This is a genomic window from Micromonospora sp. NBC_01796 (genome assembly GCF_035917455.1).
Lineage (GTDB): Bacteria > Actinomycetota > Actinomycetes > Mycobacteriales > Micromonosporaceae > Micromonospora_G.
This window is the reverse complement of the sequence record NZ_CP109078.1, coordinates 6,116,371-6,142,546: the sequence shown is the minus strand read 5'-3', so window position 1 is coordinate 6,142,546 and position 26,176 is coordinate 6,116,371. Positions and strand designations below refer to the sequence as shown.

19 protein-coding genes are annotated in these 26,176 nt (G+C 70.9%); 8 read left to right on the top strand and 11 right to left on the bottom strand.

Going from position 1 to position 26,176, the window contains the following annotated elements; genetic code table 11:
- Nucleotides 1–109: 109 nt before the first annotated feature.
- Complete coding sequence (locus tag OIE47_RS27835) at nt 110–1,471, top strand: MFS transporter (protein ID WP_326557467.1); 1,362 nt, start codon at nt 110–112, stop codon at nt 1,469–1,471.
- Nucleotides 1,472–1,806: 335 nt separating this feature from the next.
- On the top strand, nt 1,807–4,392 hold the full coding sequence (locus tag OIE47_RS27830) for a tetratricopeptide repeat protein (RefSeq protein ID WP_326557466.1): 2,586 nt from the start codon (nt 1,807–1,809) through the stop codon (nt 4,390–4,392).
- A 210-nt stretch (nt 4,393–4,602) separates the two neighbouring features.
- Here OIE47_RS27830 and OIE47_RS27825 read toward each other — a convergent pair whose 3' ends face one another.
- From OIE47_RS27825 to OIE47_RS27815, 3 genes are all read right to left on the bottom strand, one after another.
- The gene (locus tag OIE47_RS27825; RefSeq protein ID WP_326557465.1) at nt 4,603–5,616 is read right to left on the bottom strand and encodes a DUF5954 family protein; all 1,014 of its coding nucleotides are present in this window, start codon (nt 5,614–5,616) and stop codon (nt 4,603–4,605) included.
- 129 nt (nt 5,617–5,745) lie between these two features.
- On the bottom strand, nt 5,746–7,509 hold the full coding sequence (locus tag OIE47_RS27820; protein WP_326557464.1) for a glycoside hydrolase domain-containing protein: 1,764 nt from the start codon (nt 7,507–7,509) through the stop codon (nt 5,746–5,748).
- Nucleotides 7,510–7,844: 335 nt separating this feature from the next.
- Nucleotides 7,845–8,273, bottom strand: coding sequence for a MarR family winged helix-turn-helix transcriptional regulator (locus OIE47_RS27815; protein ID WP_326563266.1), 429 nt, complete (start codon nt 8,271–8,273; stop codon nt 7,845–7,847).
- A 123-nt stretch (nt 8,274–8,396) separates the two neighbouring features.
- Here OIE47_RS27815 and OIE47_RS27810 point away from each other — a divergent pair, with 123 nt between their 5' ends.
- Both OIE47_RS27810 and OIE47_RS27805 read left to right on the top strand, forming a co-directional pair.
- Entirely contained in the window at nt 8,397–10,190 is a 1,794-nt protein-coding gene (locus tag OIE47_RS27810) for an ABC transporter ATP-binding protein (protein ID WP_326557463.1), read from the top strand.
- A 244-nt stretch (nt 10,191–10,434) separates the two neighbouring features.
- Nucleotides 10,435–10,815 carry a hypothetical protein gene (locus OIE47_RS27805; RefSeq protein WP_326557462.1) on the top strand — a complete coding sequence of 127 codons (381 nt, stop codon included), beginning with the start codon at nt 10,435–10,437 and terminating at the stop codon, nt 10,813–10,815.
- 35 nt (nt 10,816–10,850) lie between these two features.
- Here OIE47_RS27805 and OIE47_RS27800 read toward each other — a convergent pair whose 3' ends face one another.
- Nucleotides 10,851–11,231, bottom strand: coding sequence for a VOC family protein (locus OIE47_RS27800; RefSeq protein ID WP_326557461.1), 381 nt, complete (start codon nt 11,229–11,231; stop codon nt 10,851–10,853).
- Nucleotides 11,232–11,396: 165 nt separating this feature from the next.
- Here OIE47_RS27800 and OIE47_RS27795 point away from each other — a divergent pair, with 165 nt between their 5' ends.
- A complete protein-coding gene (locus OIE47_RS27795; protein ID WP_326557460.1) occupies nt 11,397–11,756 on the top strand; it encodes a YciI family protein in 360 nt (119 codons plus the stop codon).
- Nucleotides 11,757–11,777: 21 nt separating this feature from the next.
- Here the strand turns inward: OIE47_RS27795 and OIE47_RS27790 are convergent, their stop codons facing one another.
- Nucleotides 11,778–12,560: a DUF6596 domain-containing protein gene (locus tag OIE47_RS27790; protein WP_326557459.1), complete on the bottom strand. Its 783-nt coding sequence runs from the start codon at nt 12,558–12,560 to the stop codon at nt 11,778–11,780.
- On the opposite strand from OIE47_RS27790, the gene OIE47_RS27785 reads away from it, so the two are divergent.
- Nucleotides 12,442–13,275, top strand: a complete 834-nt coding sequence (locus OIE47_RS27785) for a patatin-like phospholipase family protein (protein ID WP_326557458.1) — start codon at nt 12,442–12,444, stop codon at nt 13,273–13,275. The two genes, OIE47_RS27790 and OIE47_RS27785, sit on opposite strands and share 119 nt — an antisense overlap.
- 25 nt (nt 13,276–13,300) lie before the next feature.
- Here OIE47_RS27785 and OIE47_RS27780 read toward each other — a convergent pair whose 3' ends face one another.
- The 4 genes from OIE47_RS27780 to OIE47_RS27765 all read right to left on the bottom strand — a co-directional run bounded on the left by OIE47_RS27780 (nt 13,301) and on the right by OIE47_RS27765 (nt 19,731).
- Entirely contained in the window at nt 13,301–14,155 is an 855-nt protein-coding gene (locus tag OIE47_RS27780) for an SCO6745 family protein (RefSeq protein WP_442792190.1), read from the bottom strand.
- An 80-nt stretch (nt 14,156–14,235) separates the two neighbouring features.
- Complete coding sequence (msrA, locus tag OIE47_RS27775; protein ID WP_326557456.1) at nt 14,236–14,739, bottom strand: peptide-methionine (S)-S-oxide reductase MsrA; 504 nt, start codon at nt 14,737–14,739, stop codon at nt 14,236–14,238.
- 340 nt (nt 14,740–15,079) lie between these two features.
- Nucleotides 15,080–18,757, bottom strand: coding sequence for a S8 family serine peptidase (locus tag OIE47_RS27770; RefSeq protein WP_326557455.1), 3,678 nt, complete (start codon nt 18,755–18,757; stop codon nt 15,080–15,082).
- Between the two features lie 146 nt (nt 18,758–18,903).
- Nucleotides 18,904–19,731 (bottom strand): SAM-dependent methyltransferase, encoded by an 828-nt coding sequence (locus OIE47_RS27765; protein WP_326557454.1) that lies wholly within the window; start codon nt 19,729–19,731, stop codon nt 18,904–18,906.
- Between the two features lie 114 nt (nt 19,732–19,845).
- Here OIE47_RS27765 and OIE47_RS27760 point away from each other — a divergent pair, with 114 nt between their 5' ends.
- Together OIE47_RS27760 and OIE47_RS27755 are read left to right on the top strand one after the other, a co-directional pair.
- A complete protein-coding gene (locus tag OIE47_RS27760) occupies nt 19,846–20,664 on the top strand; it encodes a transglutaminase-like domain-containing protein (protein WP_326557453.1) in 819 nt (272 codons plus the stop codon).
- On the top strand, nt 20,661–21,506 hold the full coding sequence (locus tag OIE47_RS27755) for a transglutaminase family protein (RefSeq protein WP_326557452.1): 846 nt from the start codon (nt 20,661–20,663) through the stop codon (nt 21,504–21,506). Before OIE47_RS27760 ends, OIE47_RS27755 begins: the two co-directional genes overlap by 4 nt.
- A 117-nt stretch (nt 21,507–21,623) precedes the next feature.
- Here the strand turns inward: OIE47_RS27755 and OIE47_RS27750 are convergent, their stop codons facing one another.
- Both OIE47_RS27750 and OIE47_RS27745 read right to left on the bottom strand, forming a co-directional pair.
- Entirely contained in the window at nt 21,624–24,998 is a 3,375-nt protein-coding gene (locus tag OIE47_RS27750; RefSeq protein ID WP_326557451.1) for a family 16 glycoside hydrolase, read from the bottom strand.
- A 341-nt stretch (nt 24,999–25,339) separates the two neighbouring features.
- On the bottom strand, nt 25,340–26,023 hold the full coding sequence (locus OIE47_RS27745) for a hypothetical protein (protein WP_326557450.1): 684 nt from the start codon (nt 26,021–26,023) through the stop codon (nt 25,340–25,342).
- Nucleotides 26,024–26,176: the final 153 nt, after the last annotated feature.

Below are 26,176 nucleotides of genomic sequence, written 5' to 3'. Positions count from 1 at the left end.
CGCGAACAGGTCCGAACGGACCCGAACGCCGGGACCGGACCCGGTGCCGCCACCGATGGATACGGTCTGTCTTCGACGCATCACGGAGAGCGGATCGGGGAGAGCAGTGGTGACCGAGCACCCCGCGACGTACGCGCAGGTGTTTGCCGTACGCGAGTACCGGTACCTGTTCGGGGCGTACCTGTTGTCCCTGCTCGGCGACCAGCTCACGGCCATCACGGTCGCGTACCTCGTCTACACCGGTACCGGGTCGGCGTCGCTGGCGGCGGCGGCCTTCGCCAGTTCCTACCTGGCCTGGCTCACCGGCGGACCGTTGCTGTCCGGCCTGGCCGACCGGCTCCCCCGCCGTCGGCTGATGATCGGGTGCGACCTGGCCCGCGCGCTGCTCATTCCGCTCGCGGCGCTGCCCGGCCTCTCCGCGCCGACCCTGGTGGGCCTGCTGTTCGTGGTGAACCTGCTGCGGCCGCCGTTCGTGGCCGCCCGGGCGGCGCTGATGCCCGAGGTGCTGGACGGTGACCGGTACCCGGTGGCGAACGGGGTCGACAACATCAGCGCCCAGGTCGTCCAGGTCGTCGGCTTCGCCGCCGGTGGCAGCCTGGTGGCGGTGTTCTCGCTGCGCGGTGCGCTGCTGGTCGACGCGGCGACGTTCCTGGTCTCCGCGCTGCTGATCATCGTCGGCGTACGCCCCCGCCCGGTGCCCGCCCGACCTGACGGGCACGGGCACACCAGCGGGCTGGGCCCGGCCATCGGGCTGCGGGTCATCTTCACCGACCACCGGCTGCGCGCCTACGTGCTCGTCCTCTGGCTCGCCAGCGCCTTCGTCTACGCCGCCGAGGGACTGATGGCGCCACTGGCCGTCCAGTACGGCGGTGGACCGGGCACGGTCGGACTCCTGCTGGCGGCGGCGCCACTGGGCATGGGCGTCGGCGGGGTGGTCTTCACCCGGTTCTGCCCACCGGACGTCCGGCCGCGTCTCATCCTGCCGCTGGCGGCACTGTCCGGCGCGGTCCTGGTTGTCGTCTGGACCTTCCCGCCGCTGTGGGCGGTGCTGGGCCTGCTCGTCCTGGCCGGTGCCGGGAGTGCCTTCGCCATTCCGCTGAACGCCCTGTTCGGACGGGCGGTGCCGGCCGAGTACCGGGGCCGGGCCTTCGGGGTCGCGATCACCGGACTGGCCGGGCTGCAGGGCATGGCGATGCTCCTCGCCGGACTGGCCGCCGACCACTGGGCCGCCACCACCGTGATCGGGGTCAGCGGCCTGCTGGGAGCGGTCGCGGTGCTGGCCGTGGTCCCGCTGTGGCCCCGGCGACGATCCAGCCGGTCCGGCCCCACCGCCCACCCGTCGGGCCACCGCGACACCACCAGCCAGAGCGACAGCTCGGCGGCGTTCGACGCGCCGCTCGAACAACCTCGAACGACCTCGACCGCGGCTGAACCTTCCGCCGGAGGGTCCGTCCGGTCGACGCTGGGATGACGGGGCGGATCCGGGGCCGCCTCACCCGAAGGAGAGGAGAGGGTCATGCGCGGCGTCTGCAAGCGTGGCATCAGCTGGACCTGATCGCCGTACGCGGTGCCGGCTCGACCTGACCGCGGCTACCGCGTCGACTGGAACTGACCGCCTCGCGGCGGCCGGTCGCGTCGGAGCGTCACCCCGTGGCCGTACGCCCGGGGCGGCGCTCCGACGTCGGGTCGACCACCGCACAGGTGACCGGCGGGGGTGGTGTCCAGCCCTTCGACCAGGGATGTGAGCCTTCGTCCCCGACCGAAAGGTGGCACTGTCCCGGCCACCGTCTGGTCCAATTCGTCTCAGTGGACAGTGAACGAAGTGATGCCGAACAGAGCACCCTGACCGCACCCGGTCCGGATGTCGACCCGACGTTCGCGTCGAGCGCCGCACAGTACGTCGCACTCCTGCGCCGGGTACGTGACCAGTCGGGTCTCACCTACCGCGCGATCGCCCGACGGGCACAGGCCAACGGCGAGATCCTGCCGGCCAGCACCCTCGCCACCATGTTCGGGCGAGCGACGCTGCCCCGCCGGGAGTTGGTGGTCGCGCTGCTGCGGGCGTGTGACGTACCGGCCGCGCGGATGGGGCCGTGGGTGACGTCGTGGCAGCGCCTGGCGGCCGAGCGGGGTAGGGGGCAGAACCCGCTCCGGCTGCTTCCTCCGGTCGACGGCCCGGAGCAGTCCCGGATTCCCAGCGCCGGCCGTACCGGCGAGGACGATGGCACCCTGGCCGGCGTTGTCGGCGGGGCGGTTGCCGCGGGCGCCGTCGCCGAGCCGGTGCCGGGGGCCCGGAGACTGCCGCCGACGACCGGCCCGACCGGCAACTCCGCACCCCTGCTCCTCCGTCGACCAACACCGGTGAACCGGCCCGCGCCGTTCCAGTTACCGCCGCCACCGATCGTGGTCGTCGGCCGTACCGCCGAGACCCGGCGGATGCTCGACGCGATGGCCGTCGACGGTGCGGTGTGTGTCGTGGAGGGTGCCGGCGGCGTCGGCAAGTCGGCGCTCGCGCTGCACCTCTCGCACCAGGTCGCCGCGCGGCACCCCGGCGGCTGCCTCTACGCCGACCTGCACGGTGTGAGTGCCGGGATCGCGCCGGCCGACCCGGCGGAGGTACTGGCCCGTTTCCTGCGCGCGATGGGGGCGTCCACCGTTCCGCCGACAGTGGAGGAGGCGAGCACCCTGCTGCGGACCATGACCGCCGCGCAGGGCGTACTGATGGTGCTGGACAACGTCGCCTCGGCCGCGCAGGTGCGTCCGCTGCTGCTGAGTGCCGCGGGATGCACCACCGTGGTGACCAGCCGGTGGAGGCTGCTGGACCTGGACGTGACCGCCCGGATCTCGCTGGAGCCGCTGCCCGACGGCGCCGCGCTCGCCCTGCTGCGTCGGACCGGCGGTGCCGCGCGGGTCGACGCGGAACCGGCCGCCGCCTCGGTAATCGTTCAGCGCTGCGCCGGGCTGCCGCTGGCGTTGCGGATCGTGGGCGGCCGCGCGGCGGCCCGACCGAACGCGACCCTGGCCGGACTCGCGGACCGGATCGACGACGAGCATCGGCGTCTCGACGTGCTCGAGGCCGGGGATCTTTCCGTACGCGCCAGCCTGAACCCGGGCTACCGGGCGTTCGACGAGTCCGAGCAGGACGAGCGGAGGCAGGCGATCCATTTGTTCCGGCTCGCCAGCCTGCCGGACTGGTCCGATGCGGCGGCGCCGGCCGTTGCCGCCCTGGCGGACCTGCCGGTGCCGCTCGCCGAGCGGATGCTCGAACAACTGGTGGACGCGCACCTGCTGGAGCCGTCCGGCGACGTGCGGTACGGATTCCACGACCTCGTCCGCCTCTTCGCCCGGGAACGCGCCGAGGAGGTCGAGCCGCCGCCGGTACGCGCGGCAGCAATGGCCCGGCTCACCGGTCACCTGTTCGGCACGACCGCGTCCGCGGCCCACCTGCTCTGTCCGCACGAGCGGTTTCCGGAGCGCGCCCCGGCCCGATCCTCCGGCCACCCCCACCAGTTGGTCAGCCCCGTGGACGCCTGGGCCTGGTTCGAACGCGAACACACGAACCTGCTGGTCATCGCCAGGCAGCGGCTGGCCACCGGGCACGACCTCGCCGAGGTACGTGATCTCGTACTGGTCGTCACCAGGTTCCTCGACGACGCGGGGTACGTCACCGAACAGGTGCAGTTCGGCGAGTTGGGGGTCGAGGCGACGCAGCGGCTGGGTGACCGGGCGGCGAACGCGCTGGCCCTCAACGTACTGGCCGTGGCGATGCTGCGGGAGGGGCGACTGGACCAGGGCGTCAACCTGCTGCGCCGGGTCCTGATAACCCAACGCGGTCTCGGCGATCGGGCCGGCGAGGCGTTGTGCCTGAACGATCTGGGCAACGCGCTGCGGGACCGGGGCGACCTCGACGCCGCCGTGCTGCACCTCCAGGCGAGCCTCGCCATCCGGCGCGAGCTGGGTGACCGCTGCGAGGAGGCAGCGGTCCTGGACAACCTCGGTCTGGTGTTCCAGCGACGCCGTGACTTCACCCGGGCCGTGGCCCACCACCGGGCCGGGCTCGCCATCGCCCGGCAGTGCGGGGACCGGCTGCGCGAGGCGCTGACGCTGATCAATTTGGCCGAGACGCTGAAGGTGTCCGGTGACACCACGCAGGCACTGACCCACGCCCGGCAGGCGTTGGTCATCTGCCGGGAGTTCAACCATCGACGCGGTATGGGGCTCGCCCAGCAGGTCCTGGGTGACGTCCACGCGGCACTGGGGCGTACCAGGGACGCGCGCCGGTGCTGGGCCGAGGCGCTGCCCCTGCTCGACGGCCTCGACCGACGGGCCCACGCCAGGCTGCGCGCCGTGCTCGGTGCTCAGGGGGCGGAGCGGGACAGAAATGTCTCCTAGTGTCGATCTCCGGGATCGCGCCGGGACGTCCGGCACTCCGTACCGCGATCGGTTGAGGCCGGGCCGGGCGGCCCGCTGCGACGGCCCCCGTGGCCGTCCGGCGACCGCCCGGCCGCGCCCTCCGCGATTCCGCACCGGCACCGATACCGGCGCGGATCGGCGCCGCAGGCTGGACCGGGCCGCTGACCTGTCCACCGCGGCAGGTACGGGTCACTCCAGTTCGGGCATCCTGCCCTCCGCACGCAGTTGCTGGAAGTGCAGCTCGGGTGGCGGCTCCGGGTCCCAGTCCGAGGGGCGGGGCGTCTCGGGGCCGTCCGGGCCGACCCGTACGAAGCACTCGACCCGGGTCACCCGGCAGCGGACACCCTTCAGCTCGAACTCGTCGGTGCGGGGCGCCTCGAACTCCTCCAGAGCACGGTTGTACGCAGCCCTGATCTCCTCGAACGACGCGTTCTCGTGCGGGACGATGTCACTGAAGTTGAAGGACGCCGACTCCCGAGCCGCCTGCGGCGTCGGGTACGTGGAGAACGACCGGGGTCGCCACCTGCCGTCGACGTACTCGCCGATGGTGAAGCCGACCGGTAGCAGGACCACGTTCGGATGGGTGGCCAACGCCCGCCGGGAGTCCTCCCGTACGTCGTCGGGGACGATTCCCCCCTTCTTGTAGAAGGCGGGAACGAGTTCCATCCGCAGAATTCCGTCGGAAAGGCCGGTGGTCGCGACCGGATCGATGACAAATCCCTCCATCTGCGATCCCGACGAGCCCGTCCTGCCGGCCGGGCGGGGATCCGGGTCGCTGGGGCGGGGTGGCTCGGGCCCGTCCGGTCCCATCCGCAGGAAGGGCTGGGCACGGATGATCCGGTAGCGCCGGCCGTTGACCGTGAGGTCGTTGACCACCTCCCAGTCGAGCAACCGGATCGCCGCCTCGTACTCCTTCCGCTCGGCCGCGTTCTCGGCGGTGTCCGGCGTCTCGCTGAGCAGCCGCCGGAAGTGGGAACCGAGACCGTCCCGGGTGCCCTGCGGCTCGTCGCCGATGAGGCTGAGGATCCGCCACCGGCCATCGACCTCCTCGGCCCGACCGAAGATTGGTGCCCCCCACATCAGCTTGGGATAGGCAACCGAGCGGCGGCGCGCGTCGTCCTCGGAAACCGCCGATATCGGGTCGTCTCGCTGCTCGATGTTGATCAGCAGGTGGTCGGGCACCTGCTTACCGTCATACGTCATGCACACACTGTGCACTGCTGTCGTTCGACCCGCGGTCCTCACCACGCCCACACCAACAGATCGATCCGCGTCCCGGCCGGCTCGGCCGCCCCGAGGCGGTACGCCGTGCCCCGGCGGGCGGCGCCGTGACTACCGCAGCGACACGGCGCCGGACGTGGTGATCGTGGTGACCCGGCGGGTGATCCGGACCGCGTCGGCCATGACATAACCGGTGCCGGCGGTCCACCGGCTCACTCCCACCCGGTTGGCGTCGCCGGCGGCCAGCGTGAACACGCCGAGCGGCACCCACTGACCACCGTTGACGCGCTGGTCGACCCGTACCGTCCGGTTGCCCCCGGTGGCGGCGACGATGTACGGGGTCGAGTCGTTGTATTCCGGGTTCGCCGGGTACCAGACCGCGACCTCGTACGTGGCGGTCTCCGGGATGGCGACCCGGTACCAGGCGACATCGCTGGTCGGGGTCGGGTTCGCGAACCGGTAGTCGGCACCGAACCGCTGGCCGGAGTAGCTGGACGTGCCCCAGTTCGCGCTCGCGGTGAACCGGCCCGAGGTGGTGTTGTCGACGGTGCTGCTCCAGGCCGGCGGATCCGCGCCGGTCGAGACGTCGAGGTAGTTGCGGTCGATTCGGATCTGCACACCGCCCCAGGTCTCGTAGACGTCCCCGGCGTACTGGTGCAGTCGTTGGTGGTCGGCCCAGTACGCCGCCGGCACGTACGGTCCGGCGTCGGTGTTCGCCACGTTGTTCCACCAGGCGAACCAGATGTGGTCCACCCGGGTGTAGGAAGGATCGTCGTACGCACCGGCGACGTCCGTGATGCCGGACGCCCCGCTGGAGTACACGCCCGCGAGGTACCCGTACGCGTGGAGGGTGTTCGTCCAGCCGGAGAGGAAGGAGAGGACCGCGGCCCGGCAGGACGCGTTCGACGGGTAGGCCTCGATGTCGTTGTAGATCGCGCTGCCGGCGGGGATGCCCAACGCCTGCGCGGCGCCTACCGCGCTGGTCGCCGCGGTCGAGCCCTGTGCTCGCGCGGTGGTCGGGTCGCTCGACATCAGCAGCGAGTAACGGGTGGAGCAGGGGGCCTGGCGGCCGAGCTCGATCGGGATCAGGCGCCAGCCGTTCGCGGTCTGGTTGCTCACCCAGTTCGCGGTCAGGTTCGGCTGGGCGCAGGACCGGTTGGCGCCGCTGATGTAGACGCCGACCGCACGGTAGGGCGAACTGGCTCGCCAGGTGTCCATGGTCGACTGGGACGGCGCCGTACACGTGTCGAAGCCCCTGCCGGTGTAGGTGCCCGGCTGCGGACCGGCCGCGACCAGCGGTGTTCGCCGGGTCCCCGCCCCCGGCGCCGAGCCGGTGCCGGGCAGTGCCGTCGGTGCCGCCGGCTTCGCGTCCGGGCCGAGGGTCGCGGTGGCCAGGATCCTGCGGACCAGGGGTTCGGTCACCGGGGTGTGCGCCGCCGTGACGAGCACGCCCGCGTCACGCACCGCGAACCGGAGGGAGTCGTCGCGGGACCACGGGGCGCTCGGGGCCGCCGTGCCCGGCGCCGTGGTGGCGGTGTCCGGCGGGAGACGATCCACCGGTACGGCCTCGAGCGGTTCGACGACCAGCCCAGCGGTACGACCGACGAGGTGGGCGGGGCACGACGATCCGTCGCCCGGGTGTCCCAGGTAGACCGTGGGCAGGTCGAACCGGACGCAGGCGTCCTGGTTGTCGGTCAGGTCGACGATCCGCCAGGTCTGCGGGACCGTCACGCGATAGCCCCGGTAACCCACCGTGCGGAGGTCCTCCGACGTGGACGAATTTTCCGCAACGGCCGCCCGTACCGGCACGGGGGCCACCGATGAGCCGGCGATGGTGAACAGGAGGGCGGCCAGGCCTGCCATGATTCTGTTCATCCGAGCCTCCGTAGGAGAATCTCTTACTTGCGGAGAAGCTTGGACAATTCATACCATCTATCGACGTTTACCACTAGAGGATTGTCGCCGAATCACGTCCACCGGCGGCCGGGCGGTCACCTGCAGCGTGGGGCGGGAGATGGCGAGGCTGGTGGAGATGATCTCTCCGAGCGAGAGCACCGCCACCGTCAGGACCAGGTACGGGACCAGGGAACAGACCACGAGGACCACTGCCCCCGGGTAACTCTTTGCGAAAGGTCCCTGCACCTGCGCGCCATACCCCCGGCAGAAGCGACTAAACCGGGACTTCCCCCGCCATCACGGCATATATCGGATCAACCACCCAGGGTACGCAGGATCCGGGCGAGTTGGTCACGGTCGGCCTCGTCGAGGTCGGCGAAGAGCCGTTCCGCCTCGGCCCGCCGGGCGGCCCTGATCGCAGCGCCGATGCGGCTGCCCTCCCCGGTCAGCGCGACCAGGGTGGCGCGTCGGTCGCCCGGATCGGGGCGGCGTTCCACCAGGCCCCGGGCCTGCAGGTCGTCGACCACCTCGGTGGCCGAGCGCGGCGCGATGCGCAGGTGTTCGGCGAGGGCGCTGAGCCGCAGCATGCCGTGCCGGGCGAGGACACCGAGCGCACGGGCCTGGCTCGGGTTGATGTCCCACGGTTCCAGCGCCTCCCGGCTGCTCCGCCGCAGCCGGCGCGCCACCCCCCAGAACGCCTCCACCAGGGTTTCGTCGTCACCGCCCGCCTCTCGCGCAGGAATATCGTCCACCCCGGTCACGGGAATGCCGTCCGCCTCGGTCACGGGAATACGGTAGCAGGGGGTGCGGTTGTTACCTCATGATGAGGCAACCTCAGTAATATCCCCGACGAAGGGCAGATCCCCTTGGAACCCACCCCCTCCGGCCGCGACCGCGGCCCCCACACCGTCAGCGCCGCCGAGAAGACGCAGGCCCGCCAGGTGTCACTGCGCCGCATCGGCGGGCTGTTCACCCGGCACCGGGCCGCGCTCGCCATGGTCACCGCGATCATCGTGGCCGCCTCGATCATCGCGATGGCCTCGCCCTTCCTGCTCCGGCACGTGATCGACCAAGCCCTCCCGGAGCGCGACCTGACGCTGCTCGTCTGGCTGGTCCTCGGCATGGTCGGGGTGGCCGCCGTCACCTCGGTCCTCGGCGTCCTGCAGACCTGGATCTCCACCCGGGTCGGGCAGGAGGTCCTGCACCAGCTACGCACCGACGTGTTCGGCCACCTCCAGCGGCAGTCGCTGGCGTTCTTCACCCGTACCCGCACCGGCGAGGTGCAGTCCCGGATCACCAACGACATCGGTGGCATGCAGTCGGTGGTCACCTCCACAGCCACCGGCATCGCGTCCAACCTGACCACGGTCGTCGCCACCGCGGTCGCCATGGTCGCCCTCTCCTGGCGCCTCTCCCTGGTCTCGCTGCTCGTACTTCCCCCCGCGATCTGGCTGACCCGCCGGGTCGCCCGGCTGCGCCGCGAGATCACCGCGAAACGCCAGCGCGAACTGGCCGACCTCAACGTCACCGTCGAGGAGGGGTTGTCGATCAGTGGCGTACAGCTCGCCAAGACCCTCGGAACCGGGCCGACGCTGATCGAGCGGTTCAACGCCTCCTCCGCCCGCCTGGTCGACCTGGAACTGCGCAGCGAACTCGCCGGCCGGTGGCGGATGGCCTCGATGAGCGTCATCTTCGCCGCCATCCCCGCGATCATCTACCTCAGCGCCGGCCTGCCCGGCACCGCCGGCACGCTGAGCATCGGCACCCTGGTCGCCTTCACCACGTTGCAGGGCGGGCTGTTCCGCCCGCTGATGGGCCTGCTGAACGTGGGCGTCTCGCTGACCGCGTCACTGGCCCTCTTCGCCCGGATCTTCGAATACCTGGACCTCCCGGTCGAGGTGGCCGACCCGGCCGAACCGGTCGGCATCGACCCGCGCCGGGTCCGCGGCCACCTGCGCCTGGACGAGGTCGGCTTCAGCTATCAGGGCAGCAACACCGCCGCGGTCACCGGGGTCACCCTGGACGTGCCCCCCGGCACCAGCCTGGCCCTGGTCGGCGAGACCGGTTCCGGTAAGAGCACCCTCGCCGCGCTGGTCAGCCGGTTGCACGACCCGAGCAGCGGCCGGGTCACCGTCGACGGCATCGACCTGCGCGACCTGCGCCTGGCCGACCTGGCCGCGATCGTCGGTGTGGTCAGCCAGGAGACGTACCTGCTGCACACGACAGTGCGGGAGAACCTGCGCTATGCCCGGCCGGAGGCCACCGACGCCGAGATCGAGGCCGCCGCCCGCGCCGCGCAGATCCACGACCTGATCGCCGGACTGCCCGACGGGTACGACACGATGGTCGGCTCGCGGGGACACCGGTTCTCCGGCGGTGAGAAGCAGCGCCTGGCCATTGCCCGCACGCTGCTGCGCGACCCGCGTGTCCTGATCCTCGACGAGGCGACCAGCGCCCTGGACACCGAGACCGAACGGGCCGTGCAGCGTGCGTTCGACGTCCTCGCCGAGGGACGTACGACGATCACCATCGCGCACCGGCTCTCCACCGTGCGCGACGCCGACCAGATCGCGGTGCTCGACCACGGACGGATCGTGGAGCGCGGCACCCACGACACGCTCATCGACACCAACGGCCGGTACGCGATGCTGGCCGCCTGACGGCTCCACTGGGACAACCCGGCCGCCGCCGAACGCCCGACCCGATCGACCGATGGGCATCCGACAACGCCGGTGGGGCTCGGATCAGGTGAGGGTGCAGAGTTCGCCGCAGATGGCGCAGAATGCGCGCTTCGCGGTGGAGGTGATTTCGACGCCACACCGGGCGCAGTGGCCCTGCTCCCACAGATCCGGATCCGGCCCGAACCCGCCGTCGTAGGAGTCACGTGTCTGGCACCATGGCGCGGTGCGGGGTAATCAGAACGGGCCGACCGCCGTGTTGGCGGGTGCCGACGTGGTGCTCGTAGGTCTGTTCTCGGCGAAGGACAGGGAATCCGGAGCGAAGCTCGACCTGCTGGCGGCTTCCGTAGCGGCACATGGTGGCCGAGTGGTCGGCCGGCATGTGCAGCGGCGGGGCGTCTCGCGAGGCGGTGCGGCCAAGATGACCCTTCCGTTCTCGCGGCGGACGCTGCTCAGCTCCGGCAAGGCGCGCGAGATCGCCCAGGTCTGTCGAGCTGCCGGGGTCGGTGTGGCGGTTTTCGTCAACCCACTGAGCAAGCATCAACAGGCTGTCCTCGGTGACATGTTCGGGTGCATCGTGGTCAGCGGTACGGAACTCTTCTCCTGACGCTCACGAACCGGCGGGGGCGGGCGATTGATCGGCTACACCCCTGGTACCCGTCGTCGCAGGAGGCAGAATTCGTTGCCTTCCGGATCCGCGAGCACGTGCCATGACTCGGCGCCGGTCTGCCCGACATCGACTCGGCGGGCACCGGCCGCGAGCAACCGCTCCAACTCCTCGTCCTGTTCCCGGTCGGTGGCATTCACATCGATGTGCAGACGCAGCTTGCCGGCCTTGGGCTCGTCGGTCTGGCTCAGGACGATCGTGGGCTGGGCGCCACCGAAGCCGACGTCGGCCGGCCCGATCTCGATGTCTGCTCCGTCGCGTTCCAGCTCGACATAGCCCAGTACCTCGCACCAGAACCGTGCCAGCAGTTCGGGATCACGTGCGTCCAGGACCAGTTCGGTGATGCGACACGCCACCGGATCACCATAACGTCTCCCGCTCTTCGTTGTACTGACAGCTCAACTCGATGAGTGAGCGGTTGCCGCCGGAACTTCGGCAGAAATTCGGTGGAACCTGTCGAGGACCGGTGACGGTCATTCGTTACCCGGATGACGCAGCCCTTCCCACCATGAGGAGCGAACATGAAGTACGCGATGCTGATCTGCGGGGACGACCGCGAGTGGACCGCCCTGTCCCCGGGCGACGAGCAGGACCTGATGAAGCAGATCTACGCGTGGTTCGAGCGGTGGCAGCCGACCGGCAAGATCGCCGACGGCGGTGCCGAGCTGCAACCCCGGGACACCGCAAAAACGGTGCGCGCCGACGCGAACGGCCAGCCGGTGATCACGGACGGGCCGTACCTGGAACTCAAGGAGATCGTCGGCGCGATCGTCATCCTGGAGTGCGACGACATCGACGAGGCCGCGCGGATCGCGGCCACCTGGCCACTCGGCGCCGGGATGACCGCGCTGGAGGTCCGTCCCGTGATGAGCCGCGAATAGCGGTGACGCTGGGCGCCGGTCTCACAGCCGGCGCCGCAGCTCACCCACCCGACGCGACATCAGTTCCCGTTCGGCCGGGTTCGTCGCCAGTTCCAGAGCCCGCTCCGCCGCCGTCAGCGCCTCGCCCGGACGGTCGAGCGTGGCCAGCAGGTCGGCCCGGGCGGCGTGCCACAGGTGGTAACCGGCAAGCCGGTCCCCCACCGCGTCGACCTCGTCCAGCGCCGGCGCCGGTCCCACCGCGTACCGCGTGGCCACGGCCCGGTTCAGCAGTACGACCGGCGACGGGTCCAATGCGTACAGCCGGTCGTACAGTGCCCGGACGTCCGCCCAGTTGGTGGCGTCGTACGACGCGGCCAGAGCGTGTAGCGCGGCGATGCCGGCCTGCACCTGGTACGGCCCCGGCCGGCCCTGGCGCACCGCCGCCCGCAGCCGCAGCGCCGCCCGTTCGATCGCCGCCCCGTCCCACAGCCGCCGGTCCTGCTGTTCCAGCAGCACGATGCGGCCCCACGAGTCGAACCGCGCGGCGGCGCGGGCGTGATGCAGTTCCAGCAACGCGGCAAGGCCGGCGGCCTCCGGCTCACGGGGCAGCAGCGCGGCGAGTTGGCGCGCCAGCTCGACCCCCTCGCCTGCCAACTCACACCGCTGGGCGGATCGTCTGCGGTCGGCACCGTGAGAGGATGTGTTGATGCCGACCGATGGACGAGCGCTGGTACTCGGCGGCGGTGGCGTGACCGGCGTCGCGTGGGAGATCGGCCTGCTGCACGGCCTCGCGCAGTGCGGTGTCGATCTCGCGGGCGCGGACACCGTCATCGGCACCTCGGCCGGGGCGGCGGTCGCCGCGCAACTGACCGGGACCACTCCCCTGGCGGACATCTACGCCGCCCAGATCGACAACGTCCCCGGCGGGATTCCCGCCCGGATCGGCGTGGGACCCGTCGTCCGTCTCCTGGTCGCATCGGCGTGGCCGGGCGACCGGCGGCACGGACGGGCGTGGCTGGGGCGAGCGGCGCTACGGGCGAAGACCATGTCCGAAGCCGAACGGCGAGCGGTCGTCGAACGACGGGTACCCGACCGGCGATGGCCCGACCGCCGGCTGCTGGTGACCGCCGTCGACGCCGAAACCGGTACGGACGTCGTCTTCGACCGCGACAGCGGGGTCACCCTGATCGACGCGGTCGCGGCCAGTTGCGCCGTCCCGCTGGTCTGGCCACCCGTCACGATCGACGGACGGCGGTACCTGGACGGCGGCGTACGCTCGGTCGCCAACGTCGACCTCGCCGCCGGCCACGGCCGGGTGGTCGTGATCGCACCCACCACGTCGGCCCTGCGCCGCACCGACCGTCCCCATGTCCAGGCCGCCGCACTCGGAGTGCCGAACGTCGTCGTGACACCGGACGCCGCAGCCCGCGCCGCCATCGGCCCCAACATGCTCGACCCCGCACGACGCGCGGCGGCAGCCCGCGCCGGACGCGACCAGGCCGAATCGATCGCGGACCGGATCCGCGCGGTCTGGCAGTGACGCCGGGACAGCCGACCGGCGTGTCCTACGCCCCGGCCCCGTCCGGCCCGCCGCCGGTGTCGGGCCCGCCGGGCTCGGGCAGCCCGATCGGACTGACCGGGGGCAGCGCGGCCCGGCAGGCGTGCGCGATCGGGGTCAGCAGCGCGGCGACATCCGCCGGATCGACGCCGGTCCAGGCGGCTGCGGCAACGTCGTCGGTCACGCTCTCGATCCACTCGTACGCGGCAACGCCGGTGTCGGTGGGAGTGCCGTCCTCGGCGAGCCATCCGCGCTCGACGAGCCGCCGGGTCGCGTCGCTCCACTCATCGTCGGACCAGCCCCGGTTCGGTTGCAGGACCTCGCGGCCGAGGTCCGTCGCCGCCCGCCATACCAGCGGCTCGCATCCACCCAGTCCGGCCGTCACCAGCGCGGCGACGTGCCCGTCCCCACGATGCTCGCGCAGGGTCGTGGCGGCCTGCCACAGCCGACCGAGCGGATCCTGCGGCACCGGCAACGCCGCGTTGGCGGCCCCGAGCACCCGACCCGCCGGATCGAGGCGGTGGACCGCCTCTTCCAGGAGGTCGGCGGCTGCCTCGACCGTGCCGACCTGGATGCCCGCGGTGAGCCGGGCCAACGCGTCCGTCGCCCCGGCCAGGCGCGCCACGAGCGTCTCCGCCACAGTCGCCCGCTGCCACACGTCGGGCAGGGCACGGGCGACCATGGCGGGCGCGAAGTTGAAGAAGACGGCCACGGCCGGGGCCGCCCCGACCGGCCCGAGTGGAGCCGCCCGCCCGGCGAAGTACCCCCGCCAGTAGCCGCGCAGCCCGGCCGCCTCGTACGCCTGCCGTGCCTCCGCCGTGAAGTACGTGACGGCGTGCACGGGTTCGAACAGTGTCCACATCCGCCGCGCGTTTTTCACGCCGACAGCATCTCATCCCGCGTACGGACGGCCGGGTGGCTGCGACAGGGCTTCGGCGACCGTCACTGGGAACGGCGCGGCAGTGTCCAGTTCGGTCGCGGGAAGTGGCAGGTGTAACCGTTGGGGATGCGTTCCAGATAATCCTGGTGCTCCGGCTCCGCCTCCCAGAACGGACCGGCGGCCGTCACCTCGGTGACCACCTTGCCCGGCCAGAGCCCGGACGCGTCGACGTCGGCGATGGTGTCCTCGGCGACCCGCTTCTGCTCGTCGCTCTCGTAGAAGATCGCCGACCGGTAGCTGGTGCCGATGTCACCGCCCTGCCGGTTCAGGGTGGTCGGATCGTGGATCTGGAAGAAGAACTCGAGCAGGTCCCGGTACGACGTCACCGACGGATCGAACGTGATCTCGATAGCCTCCGCGTGACCCTCGTGGTTGCGGTAGGTGGCATTCGCCACCTCGCCACCGGTGTAACCGACCCGTGTCGTGACCACACCGGGGCGCCGCCGGATCAGGTCCTGCATCCCCCAGAAACAGCCTCCGGCCAGAATCGCCTTCTCCGTAGCCATGTCGCGCCCACCTCATTCGTCGTTGGTCTCTCCCAGCATGACCCGTGGACCACTGCCGCCGCACTGTCACCCCGGTCACCAACCCAGGGGTCACAGGAGACCCGGTCGGTCGACACCACCGGCTTCGGTGACGTCGGCCACTCCCGCGGTGACGGTGCCCGGAGCGCCGGCGCCCAGCCCATCGACGCACTTCGCCTTACCCGCGGCACAGGCGGGTAAACCGGGCTGCCGGCAGGATGCGACACCGATGACCTGTCCGGCGGGCGGGGGCCGGACGGGTGGGGTGCCACGACGGCCGAACTCGGGGTGGGGCCCCCTCCACGGGGCCCCACCCCGACCATCACCGCAGGCCGAAGGCCCGGGTGATGCGCTGGTCGATGCTGTTGCCGCCCGTGTCGCGCGCGGTCGCCCGGAGGGTGACGGACCGTGCGGTACGCGGGGCGTCGAGGCGGGTGCGCCAGCCGGGGCCGGTGCGGTGGAGCTTGGCGTGGTGCCAGGTGACCCCGTCGTCGTACGACACGTCGAGGGTCACCGTGCGGATGTCGGCCGCCTGCGCCGCCGTTGGCAGGTGCAGTGCGGTGACGGTGAGGTCGGCGTCGCGTTTCGTCTTCCCGTCGACATCGGTGTCCACGGCGTAGTCGAGCTGGATCAGCGACGGGTTCCACACCATGCCCTGGCCGACCGCACCGGAGGTGAAGCCCCACTCCGTCCGGGTGGCGGTGGAGTACGGACCGGCCCAGGTGTCCCGCTTGTTCTCCGACACCAGGCGGTACGGCAGTGGTTCTGCGCTCAGCCGACCGACGGACAGCATCCGCTGGTACCGGTCGGTCTCCTGGAGGAGCGTGTTGCCCTGGTAGAGGCGCAGGACGTTGTCGGCGGCGTAGTTGTCGTAGGTGTCGCCCTCGTGGGCGGTGCCCGAGTCGCCCCACCCGGGGACGAACGCGGAGATGCCCCCGTCCTCGCGGAAGACGCCGTAGCTGTTCAGCAGGCGGGGACGCTGTACGGGGCCGAACCAGCGCTCCTCGTGGACCGAGCCGGCCCGGTACGCGGTGAGGGCCGTCTGCTGTCCCTGTTCGCCGGGGATCGTGACCTGGGTGGTCCACGGCTCGCCTGCGGTGACCCAGTCGGTGCGGTCGCCACGCGCCGGGACCTCGACGAAGTCGAGGATGCTCGACGCTCCCGACGGGGTGAGGTCGCCGCGCGTTTCGAGCGCCCGTGCGGGGCGCCAGTTGCGCAGGGACATGTCGACCCGGGCCAGGTCCCGCTGGGTGACCCGGTGGGTGAGGTCGGTCGGCACGGCGCCGGTGTAGTCGTGGACCAGGTCGTAGACGTATTCGGTGTCGGGGTGGGAGGTGACGTCGAGCCGGATCCGCCGCTCGTGCCCGATCCGGCCGATCAGGTGCTCGCCCTCGTCGCGGGTGAGGGTGGCCACGGTCACCGGTGGTGGGTCGCGCGGATCCCACACCGAGCCGGCCCACGGTTTGAGGCGCCCGGTGCCGTCGTTGACCACGAGCAGGAGGCGGGCACCGGCAGCGGCCGCCGCGGCGGCCTGCTCCTCGACGGGAACAGTGTCGTTGCGGCGTACCACGACGGCCCTGCCCCGAGCGTTCACCGGGATGTCCGCGCCGGTGCCGGCGAAGACCGCGTCGAGGTGGCGTACCTCGGGCGGCAGCGGGATCCCGGCGCGTTGCACCCGCAGGTCGTCGTAGCCCCGACCGCCGGCGGCCACGGTCAGCGCGGGCTGCGCCATGCGCCAGCGGGCGCCGATGGAGAAGGTGCCCGTCGCGACCTTCGGGCCGGTCGGCAGAACCCAGACGCTGTCGTACTCGGCGCCCGGGTACCAGGCGGAGATCCAGGGGTTGCCGCCGAGGTCGCGGAGCAGTTCGAACCGCGTACCGTCCACGACGGACGGCTGCGGGGTGGCCATGGTCACCCGGCGGGCCCGGGTGGCGTCGAAGACAACGGTCCGGTCCCGGTCGAGCGTGATCTCGGGCAGCGGGAGCAGGGCGAATCCCCGCGAGTGGGGTCCGTTGACGCCCTCGACGTCGGTCTTCAGCCAGGCCGCGTACGTGCCCCCGGTCAGCCGCAGGTCCAGGGTGCCGGTGTCGTCGATCTGTTGCACCGGCAGGACACCGTCCTTACCCAGCAGGACCAGTTCTCCCCCGATCGGCCTGCCGCCGCGGTCCCTGGCCTTCAGGGTGAGTTGGTGACGTACCCCTTCACGGCCGACGGCGACGGAGGTGTGGGTCCGGACGGCGCCGGAGGCGTCGGTCGCCGTCAGGAAGCCCGACGTGAGGCGGTCGGCCGGCACCCGGTCGAACCGCGTGGTCAGGGTCACCGTGGCGGTGCCGTGCGCCGGAACCGTCACCTGCCGGGCCGAAGGCGTGACGAGGTCCGCCGGGCCGCCGTCGAGGACCGTGGCGAGATCGAGGGTGACGGGGCTGTCGGCGATGTTCGTGTAGCGGACCTCCCGCTCGACCGGGCCCTCGGGAGCCGTCGGCCAGTCCGGGTACCCGAAGTCGGCGCCGGTGGTCGCGAAGACCGTCGCGGCGGTGGTCGCGGCGATGTCCAGCCGACCGTTGCCGCCCTGGAACGGGCTGACCTGCGGGGTCGCCCTGGTGGTGCTCACCAGGGCTTCCTTGAGCTGCTTGCCGGTGAAGTCCGGGTGCTGGGCGGCCAGGAGCGCGGCGGCGCCCGCGACGTGCGGAGCGGCCATCGAGGTTCCGTCCCCGAACCGGTACAGACCCTCGCCGTCGGAATACTGGGACCGGGCGGCGAGGATGCCCACACCGGGAGCGGTGAGGTCGGGCTTGAGGGCCTTGTCGCCCACCCGTGGACCCTGGCTGGAGAAGTAGGCGAGAGTGTCGGCGCCGTCGACCGCGCCGACGGTCAGCGCGGCGTCCGCGGCACCCGGGGTGCCGATCGTGTACGGGCTGGGCCCGGTGTTCCCCGCCGCGACGACAAACAGCGCGCCGGTCTCCTCGCTGAGCTCGTTGAGGGCCACGCTCATCGGGTCGGTGCCGTCGGTGGGGTCGGCGCCGAGGCTCATGTTGACGACCCTGGCGCGCTGGTCGCGGACGGCCCACTCCATCCCGCTGATGATCCACGACTCCTGGCCGGAGTTGTTGTCGTTCAGGACCTTGCCGACGTGCAGCCGCGCTCCCGGGGCGACGCCCTTCTCCTTCCCGTCGGAAGCGGCTCCGGTGCCGGCGATGGTGGAGGCGACGTGGGTGCCGTGGCCGAAGACGTCCTTCACCGTCTCACCCGGTACGAAGGACTCGGCGGCGGCGATCTGGCCCGCGAAGTCGGGGTGGGTGGTGTCGATACCGCTGTCCAGGACGGCGACGTCGACACCCTTGCCGGTGTTCCCGGACTTCCAGACGTCGGGTGCGCCGATCTGCGCGGTGCTGTCGGCGAGGGCGGCCTCGACCTTGCCGTCCAGCCACACCTTGGCGATACCGCCCGCGAGCGCGAGGCGCCCGCCCCCGGAACGGGCGGCCACCCCCTCGCCCGCCGTAATCGAGGACCAGAACGTGTCCGAGCGCTCCACGTCCAGCGCCGCCCCCTGGATGCTGTCCAGCGCGCGTACCGTGCGGGCGCCCTCGGGAGCCGACGTCCTGCGCGAAGCCACCGCGGCGTCGGTGTACGTGACGATCAACGGAATCCGGTCACGGTGCGCGTCGTCGTAGCCATCCGCCAGCAGTTCGGTGATGTTGAACAACTGCTCGTCGAGCAGCCCGGCGGACACGTACGGCAGCGCCCCGTCCGGGTAGACGTAGGTGTCCTTCCCCTTCCGGTGCGAGGTGTATCCGGTCAGCCGGCCGGTGGAGTCCCGTACCTCGGGGCTCAACCCCCCGTCGGTCGTCCCGGTAGCGGTGACCTTCTCCCCGGTGATCAACGTGACGGTGGACGTGGAAGCAGGCGGTACGACCGACGCGACCGGGGACAACGGAGGGTCGGCGGCCGAGGCCGGGGCAGGAGACGAGGCGAGCACCACGGAGGCGGTGAGCAGCGCCAACAGACGACGTCGGCAAAGGCGTGAGAACAGCACAGGATTCCCCAGGTTGATCAACAAACGACGGCACATGGTAATGTGTCGATCTTTTGTTTCGGAGGAAGTTCTTTGCTGTTGCGCCCGAGTCTCGCGACATCAGAGCCGACGGATCAGGGCTTGCGCCCGACCACACCGTACTGCGGGACCTGCGCGGGGAGTGCCCCGTTGGCGTCGGGCTCGGCCCGCCACACCGCACACGACACCAGGCCCGGCTCCACCAGGTCCAGTCCCCGGACGAGCCGCGTGATGTCCGCACCACTGCGGGCACGGATCTGCGGAGTCGCGTGCTGGTTGTAGAACGCCATCGCCTCGACGTTCCCTTCGCCACCGAGTTCGATCGTCGGGTGGGTGAGCGCCAGGTAACTGCCCGACGGCACCGCGTCCAACAGGCGGTCCACGATGTCCTGCGCCTGCTCGTCGTCCTGCACGAAGTTGAGGACGCCCAGCAGCATGACCGCGATCGGCCGGTCGAAGTCCAGCGTCCGGGCGGCTCGGGTCAGGATGGTGTCCGGCTCCCGGACGTCGGCCTCGATGTAGTCGGTCGCGCCCTCGGAGTTGCTGGTCAGCAACGCGCGGGCGTGCACCAGCACCAGCGGATCGTTGTCGACGTAGACGATGCGGGACTCCGGCGCGACCGCCTGGGCGACCTCGTGGGTGTTGTCGGCGGTGGGCAGGCCGGTACCGATGTCGAGGAACTGGCGGATCCCCGCCTCCCCGGTCAGGAAACGGGCGGCTCGGGCCAGGAAGGCGCGGTCCGCGCGGGCGACGGCGTCGATGTGCGGGACCATCTCCCGGATCCGGTCCCCCACCTCCCGGTCGACCTTGTAGTTGTCCTTCCCACCCAGCCAGTAGTCCCAGATCCGGGCGTTGTGCGCCACCGTCGTGTCGATCCCCGACCCGGGCCGACCGGTCTCATGGACACCACGGCTCTGCGACACGCTCGACTCCTCAGGCAGAGGTTTGGCAGATGGCCGGCAGCTTAGCGCCTCGCTCGCGGTGTCGCCGTACCTGGCCGTTACGGTGGGGAAACATTGACGGCCCAGAATTCGGCGATGGCAACCGTGGCACGTCAGCTCCGGGTCGGGTGCGAGTTCCGGTACGCGGCAGAGGTCGAGACACCCGCGGTCTTCCAGGTCCAGCCGTCGGGGGCGGCACCGGCCAGTGTGCTGCGGCAGAGCTGGGACATGGATCCACAGACGCCCCGGCACGGCTACGTGGACCTCTACGACAATGTCTGTCAACGACTCACGCTGCCGTCGGGCACCTCCACCGTGCGGTACGACGCACTCGTATCGGTCCCGGACGCGACCGAAGACGTCGATCTCGACGCCGCCGAGGTGCCGACCGCACTCCTGCCCGACGAGGTGCTGGCGTACACGCTGCCGAGTCGCTACTGCCTGCCCGACGTGCTCGGTGACGACGCCTGGCGACTGTTCGGCAAGGAGAAGCCCGGCTACCGGCGGGTGCAGGCGATCTGTGACCACGTCAACGACCACCTACGGTTCGCGTACGGCAGCAGCAGCCCGACGACAACCGCCGCCGAGGCGTACGCCGCAGGCAGTGGCGTCTGCCGCGACTTCGCCCACGTCGCGATCAGCTTCTGCCGCGCGCTCTCGATCCCGACCCGGTACGCCTTCGGTTACCTCCCCGACATGGACGTCCCGCCGGACCCGGCGCCGATGGACTTCGCCGCCTGGATGGAGGTCTACCTCGACGGCCGGTGGTGGACCTTCGACCCCCGCAACAACACGCCCCGCAAGGGCAGGGTGCTGATCGGCCGAGGACGCGACGCGGTGGACGTGGCCATGGTGACCACCTACGGTGGCCCGACACTGGAGAGCATGACCGTCTGGGCCGAGGAGGCATCGTGACGCCACCGTCCCGCCCCGAGATCGAGCAGGCACGGCGGCTGACGTACGTGCTGACCCAGCGCTTCCGCTACACCTACGACGGCCCGGTACGCGACCTCGACCACCGGCTGGTGGTGATACCGCCGCGACGGCACGGTGACCAGCACCGGCGGCGGCACTCGGTCACCGTGTCCGCCGCCGACGCCCGCACCACCCACCGCCGTGACGCCGCCGGCAACTCCGTCATCCGGGCACGGGTGCCGCACGTGCACGACCACATCGAGTTCGAGGTCGAGGCGATCGTCGAACGGACCGGACCGGTCACCGACGTGTTGTTGCCGGCCTCGGCGCTCACCGACCCTCGGCTGCTCGGCGCGACCCGGCTGACCGCCGCCGACCCGGCGATCCGGGACCTGGCCGCGACGATGGACGGGAAGGACCGGCTGGCCGTCGCGGAACGGTTCTGCGACCACGTCCACGACGCGATCACCTACCGGTTCGGCGTGACCTCGGTCGCGACCACGGCCGCCGAGGCGCTCGCCGGCGGCCATGGCGTCTGCCAGGACAGTGCCCACGTGATGATCGCGCTCTGCCGGGCCGTCGGCCTACCGGCCAGGTACGTATCGGGCCACCTGCTCGGCGAGGGCGGCACCCACGCCTGGGTCGAGGTCGTGGTCGCCGACAAGGCGGGGGCACGGGCGGTCGCGTTCGACCCGTGCAACGGCCGCCGCGCCGGCCGCGACTACGTCACCGTCGCCACCGGCCGCGACTACACCGACGTCGCCCCGACCTCCGGCTCGTACTTCGGCACCGCCCGCGGCACCCTGACCGCCACCAAACGGGTCGACGTCACCCTCGTCTAGCCCGCGCGCTCGGGTGCGTGGTCACCGCTCGTCGGATCCGCCGACGTGACCGCCCGGGTGCTCGACGGCGACGAGCGCCGACCCCCGGGTGCGGAATCGGCGCTCGTCGGGCGAGAGCTACGCCGGCTCGATCCAGATGTTGCGGTAGCGGATCGGGTTGCCGTGGTCCTGCAGGCGGATCGGGCCCGTCGACGGGCCTTCGGCCGCGCCGCCGCCGGTCGGGCCGTTGATCGCGACGTTGTTCTGGACCGTCACGCCGTTCCAGACCACCGTGATGCGCGCGTCCTCCGTCTTCGTCGTGCCGTTCCAGCGTGCCGCCCGGAACGTGATGTCGTAGGTCTGCCACGTCTCGGGCGCCGTCGCGGCGTTCACGTCCGCCGCCTTCTTGGTGTAGATCGCCGCCGCCTCGTCGTTGGCCAGCGACGTGTCACCGTACGAGTCGAGCACCTGCAACTCGTAGCGGTCCTGCTGGTAGACGCCGGAGTTGGCACGGGCCTGGCCGGTCACCTCCGGTCCGTACTGCGGGAGCCAGAACTCGACGTGCAGCTTGTAGTCGCCGTAGCTCTGCCGCGTACGAATGTCACCGCCGTTGACCTGCATGCCGCCACCGGTGATCGTCCACGTGGGGTTCGCACCGTTGGTGTGCTGCCAGTTGGCGGTCTGGGACGCCGCGGTGCCGTCGAACAGCACGGTCCGGTTGGTGACCGCCCGGACCGTCCAGCTCTGGCTCGCCGCGCCGGTGTACTCCCAGACGTGCAACTGCGTGCCGTCGGTGGAGCTGCCGCCGAGGGCGTCGAGCACCTTCCCGGACTGCGGGTTGAGCAGTGAGCCGTTGGACTGCGGTTGCCAGACCTGGGAGCCGGTGCCGTTGCAGGTCCAGAGCTGCACCTTCGTGCCGTTGACGGTGCCGGCGTTGTCGACGTCGAGGCACTTGCCGAGGGTCTGGTAGGTCGAGCCCACCCGGCTCCACTGCTGCGCCGCGCTGCCGTTGCAGGTCCAGAGCTGGATCTTCGTGCCGTTGGCGGTGCCGGCGTTGTCGACGTCGACGCACTTGCCGCCGATGCCGCTGATCGTGCCGGGCCCACCACCGCCACCGCCGCCGACCGCGGTCACCGTGAGGTTGTCGAGGTTGACGTGGCCGATGTCGCCGGCGTCGTACCGGTAGGCGATCGTGTTGGCGCCGGCGTTGAGGGTGACCGGCTCGGACTTGGTCGCCCACGTGTCCCAGTCGCCGGTGTTGGGCAGGCTGGTCTGGCGGATCTTCGTGCCGTTGACGTAGAGGCTGACGGTCTTGGCGCCGGTGCCGCCGTTGGGCCCGTTGGAGAACCGGAGTACGGCGTTGTGGGCGCCGGCCGCCGCCGCGTTCACGGTGAACGTCGTCGACGCGCCCTGGGTGCCGTAGCCGGCCACGAACCCGCTACCGGTGTAGCCGACGTGGTCGGTCATCGCAACCGCGCCGCCCGCGAGCGAGGCGTTCTCCGCCTCCAGGGTTCCCGTCTGCGGCGGCGGGCCCCCGACGAGGGAGTTGAGGGTGTACCAGGCCTCGGTGCTCCACAGTTCCTGCCCGTTGGTCGCCGTGAACGGGCGGGGCGACCGGACGTGCACGACGCGGCCGGGCTGGAGACCGTTGATCTGCAGGGTGACCTTCCTGCCGTCGGCCGACGGAGTCGCGGAGGTGACCGTCAGGGTCTGCTCGTCGACCTTCGGGCCGCCGTAGGTCGCCGTCGGGACGTACCGCCATTGCTTGACCTTGTACTTGGCGACGAGGTCGGCGAGCGTGGCCGCGGACAGCGGCTGCGTGTAGGTCAGCTCGAATCCGCCGGCCACCGCGCGCATCGAGTGGATGTCGAACGCGTTGCCGCCGTTGGGGGTCAGCTTCTGCAGGCCGTAGGTGAGTTTGCCGGTCTGGCCCCAGTTGCCGCCCGCGCCGAGTCCGCCGACGTAGAGGGCGCCGTCGGGCCCGATCGACGTACGCAGCACGCCCATCTCCAGGCCCTGGGTGTGCCGGAACAGCGCGCCCTGGTACTCACCGTTGACCTTCTCCAGGAACGCCCGCTGGAGCCCGCCGTAGGTGACGTCGCCGATCAGCATCTGCCCGGCGAACGGGCCGGTCGACACCATCACCGGCGTACTCGGTGAGTTGGCGATCTCGTTCTGCGGCATCCACAGCACCGGCTGGGTGACCGGGTTGCTCTGGAAGGGCCCGGGCGGGTTCATGTTGAGGTTGAAGAACCGGTCCTGCTTGATGTGCACCAGCTTCGACGACGGCAGCCAGTCACCCTGGTTGTCGAGCACGAAGATGCCGTTCTCGGGACCCCAACCGATGCCGTTGGGCGTACGCAGACCGCCCGCCACGTAATGCAGGGCGCCGGTGTTCTTGTCGATCCGGACGGTCGTACCCCGGTTGGGCGCCGGCTGCGGGTTGGTGGTCGCCCCGCCCTGGTTGATGGAGACCGACAGGTTGAGGTAGAAGTAGGGCGCCTGGTAGAGCAGCCCGAACGCGAACTCGTGGAAGTTGCCGCCGAACGGCCACGTCGCCACCTGGCGGTAGTTGTCGGTGACCCAGTCCCCGTTGGTGTCGTTGAGCTCGACCAGCCGGTGCTTCTCCGACACGTAGAGCTTGCCGTCGACGTATTTGATCCCCATCGGCTCTTTCAGCCCCTGGGCGATCCTCTGGTACGTGACCTGCGACGGGCCCGTGGTGCCGGTCACGTTGGACAGCAGGTAGACCTCGCCGAGCACGTTGTCGGTGCCGCCCCAGGTGGTGATCGCGAGCCGCCCGTCGGGCAGCCAGTCCATCGCCGACACCTGCGGTTGGAAGCCCGTCGGACGCAGGTTGGTCAGCGTGTAGTTGGGGTGGACGCCGGTCAGCGGCAACCCGTCGCCGGGTGCGTCGGTGACGCCTTCGCACTCCTTGCGACCCGGCGCGGTGACCCGCACCACGCCGGCGTCGGTGCTGAGCACGCTGTTCGGGACAAGGACGAAAGACGAGGATCCGGGCGTACGCCAGTCAAGGGTGATCTGCTGGTCGCCGGCCCGCTCGAAGTGGTCGATCCGCAGCGAGTGGTAGCCGGCCGTGAGCGTTACCGTGCCCTCCTTGGGCGGCGTCGCACCGTGCAGCCCGTCGTGGTCGATCACGAGCTGGTCGTCGATCCGCAGCTCGGACCCGTCGTCGCTGCTCAGCCGGAACGTGTAGCTCCCTGCCGTGGCGATGTTGATGTTGCCGATGACCTGGCTGACGAAGTTGTCGCTGAATCCGAAGTCGGTGGTGGCGGTCCAGTTGATCGTGGACATCTTCTTGTCCACGTTCGGGGTCTGGCCGGGCTTGAGCACACAGATCTCGCTGAGTGGCACCTGCACGTCGAAGACGCGCAGCGTTACTCCGGGCTCCTGCGGTGGCGGCGCCGCGACCGCGGCACCGGGTGTGATGGCGAGGCTGCCGGCCAGCAGACCGGCGGCGGCGAGGACGGTGGAAAAGGACCGTATGCCCATGGTTCCTCCGGGACGGGAGAGGGACGTGACGGACACGGTAGGGGTCTTTCATTCAACTGTCTATATCTATACGTCGATCAATCGGAACTTCCGTTCAATCGAGCGAAAGCAAAAAACCGATCGCCGGAAAGGGGACGGTCGCCGCCCACGCGGACGAGGGCTCGGACGCGTCGCCTTCCGTGTCCTCCCGATCCCGTCCCGGCATCGTCGACTCCCGGATCATGCGCTGGTGGGCCGGCCGGAATTCCGCCCTTGTACGTCCTGTATCCGGCAGCGACGGTACGTCCGGGGGTGTGAACGAGGTCTACGACCGGTCCGGAAGCGGGCCTGCCGGACCGAGATCACGGTCCTACGACGGCCCGCGGTCGGCGCAACCGCCGCCACACCAGCAGCGCCGCCAGCACGGCGACCAGCGTGCCACCCGCGACGGCAGCGGGCCGGAGGGCGGCAGTGCGCCCGGGACTGGTGTCGCGCCGGGGCACCGCGCCGGCAAGGACCCAGTCGTGGGAGTCCGTGCTGGAGTCGTACAGCGCACGTTGGCCGCCGGGGCCGGTGGCCAACGTGCGGTACGCGGGACTGAGGTCGGTCAGCATGCGCACCGCGACGGTGACCGTGCCGACCGGCTCCGGGCAGGTGTAGTCGACGGTCGCCCCGGTTCTCGCCAGGGCCATCGGCGGCTCGACGGCGCCGACGCACTGCCGTCCGCCGTCGGCCACCGTTATCTGCTTGAGCAGGTAGGCCCCGAGCTGGGTGGATGATCCGATCAGCGCCGGATCCGTGCTCCGGTAGTCCACCGCGTCGTCGAGCAGGACACGATCGGACGGCAGCAGGCCGAGCGAGACCCCGAGCAGGGTCAGGTCGTCGGGGCCGCCGACACGCCACCGTACGTGCACGACCTCGGGTCGGTGCTCGTCGAGCGTGATGGCTACGGTCTGCGGATCACCGAACGGGTGCGCCGCAGCCGGGGCGGGTACGGCGGTGACGAGCACCGCCGCAGCGAACGCCGCCAGCACACGGGCTCTCACCGCGCCGAGAGGGCGACGACGTCCGGATGGGGACAAGGAGGTGCTCCGGATCTGATAGCAACAGTGGATCTCCACCACTCTGCCGAGCGTGGGGAAACGTGCAGGTCGGGGCCGGCGATCAGCAGTGAACGGCGGCGTGAACAGTACGTGATG

What these genes read in the sequence shown, in the direction of transcription:
- OIE47_RS27780 (WP_442792190.1), bottom strand. Translation starts at nt 14,155, where the DNA reads ATGTGGACACTGTTCGAACCCGTGCACGCCGTCACGTACTTCACGGCG.
- OIE47_RS27760 (WP_326557453.1), top strand. Translation starts at nt 19,846, where the DNA reads ATGGCAACCGTGGCACGTCAGCTCCGGGTCGGGTGCGAGTTCCGGTAC.
- OIE47_RS27795 (WP_326557460.1), top strand. Translation starts at nt 11,397, where the DNA reads ATGAAGTACGCGATGCTGATCTGCGGGGACGACCGCGAGTGGACCGCC.
- msrA (WP_326557456.1), bottom strand. Translation starts at nt 14,739, where the DNA reads ATGGCTACGGAGAAGGCGATTCTGGCCGGAGGCTGTTTCTGGGGGATG.
- OIE47_RS27750 (WP_326557451.1), bottom strand. Translation starts at nt 24,998, where the DNA reads ATGGGCATACGGTCCTTTTCCACCGTCCTCGCCGCCGCCGGTCTGCTG.
- OIE47_RS27785 (WP_326557458.1), top strand. Translation starts at nt 12,442, where the DNA reads ATGCCGACCGATGGACGAGCGCTGGTACTCGGCGGCGGTGGCGTGACC.
- OIE47_RS27825 (WP_326557465.1), bottom strand. Translation starts at nt 5,616, where the DNA reads ATGACGTATGACGGTAAGCAGGTGCCCGACCACCTGCTGATCAACATC.
- OIE47_RS27820 (WP_326557464.1), bottom strand. Translation starts at nt 7,509, where the DNA reads ATGAACAGAATCATGGCAGGCCTGGCCGCCCTCCTGTTCACCATCGCC.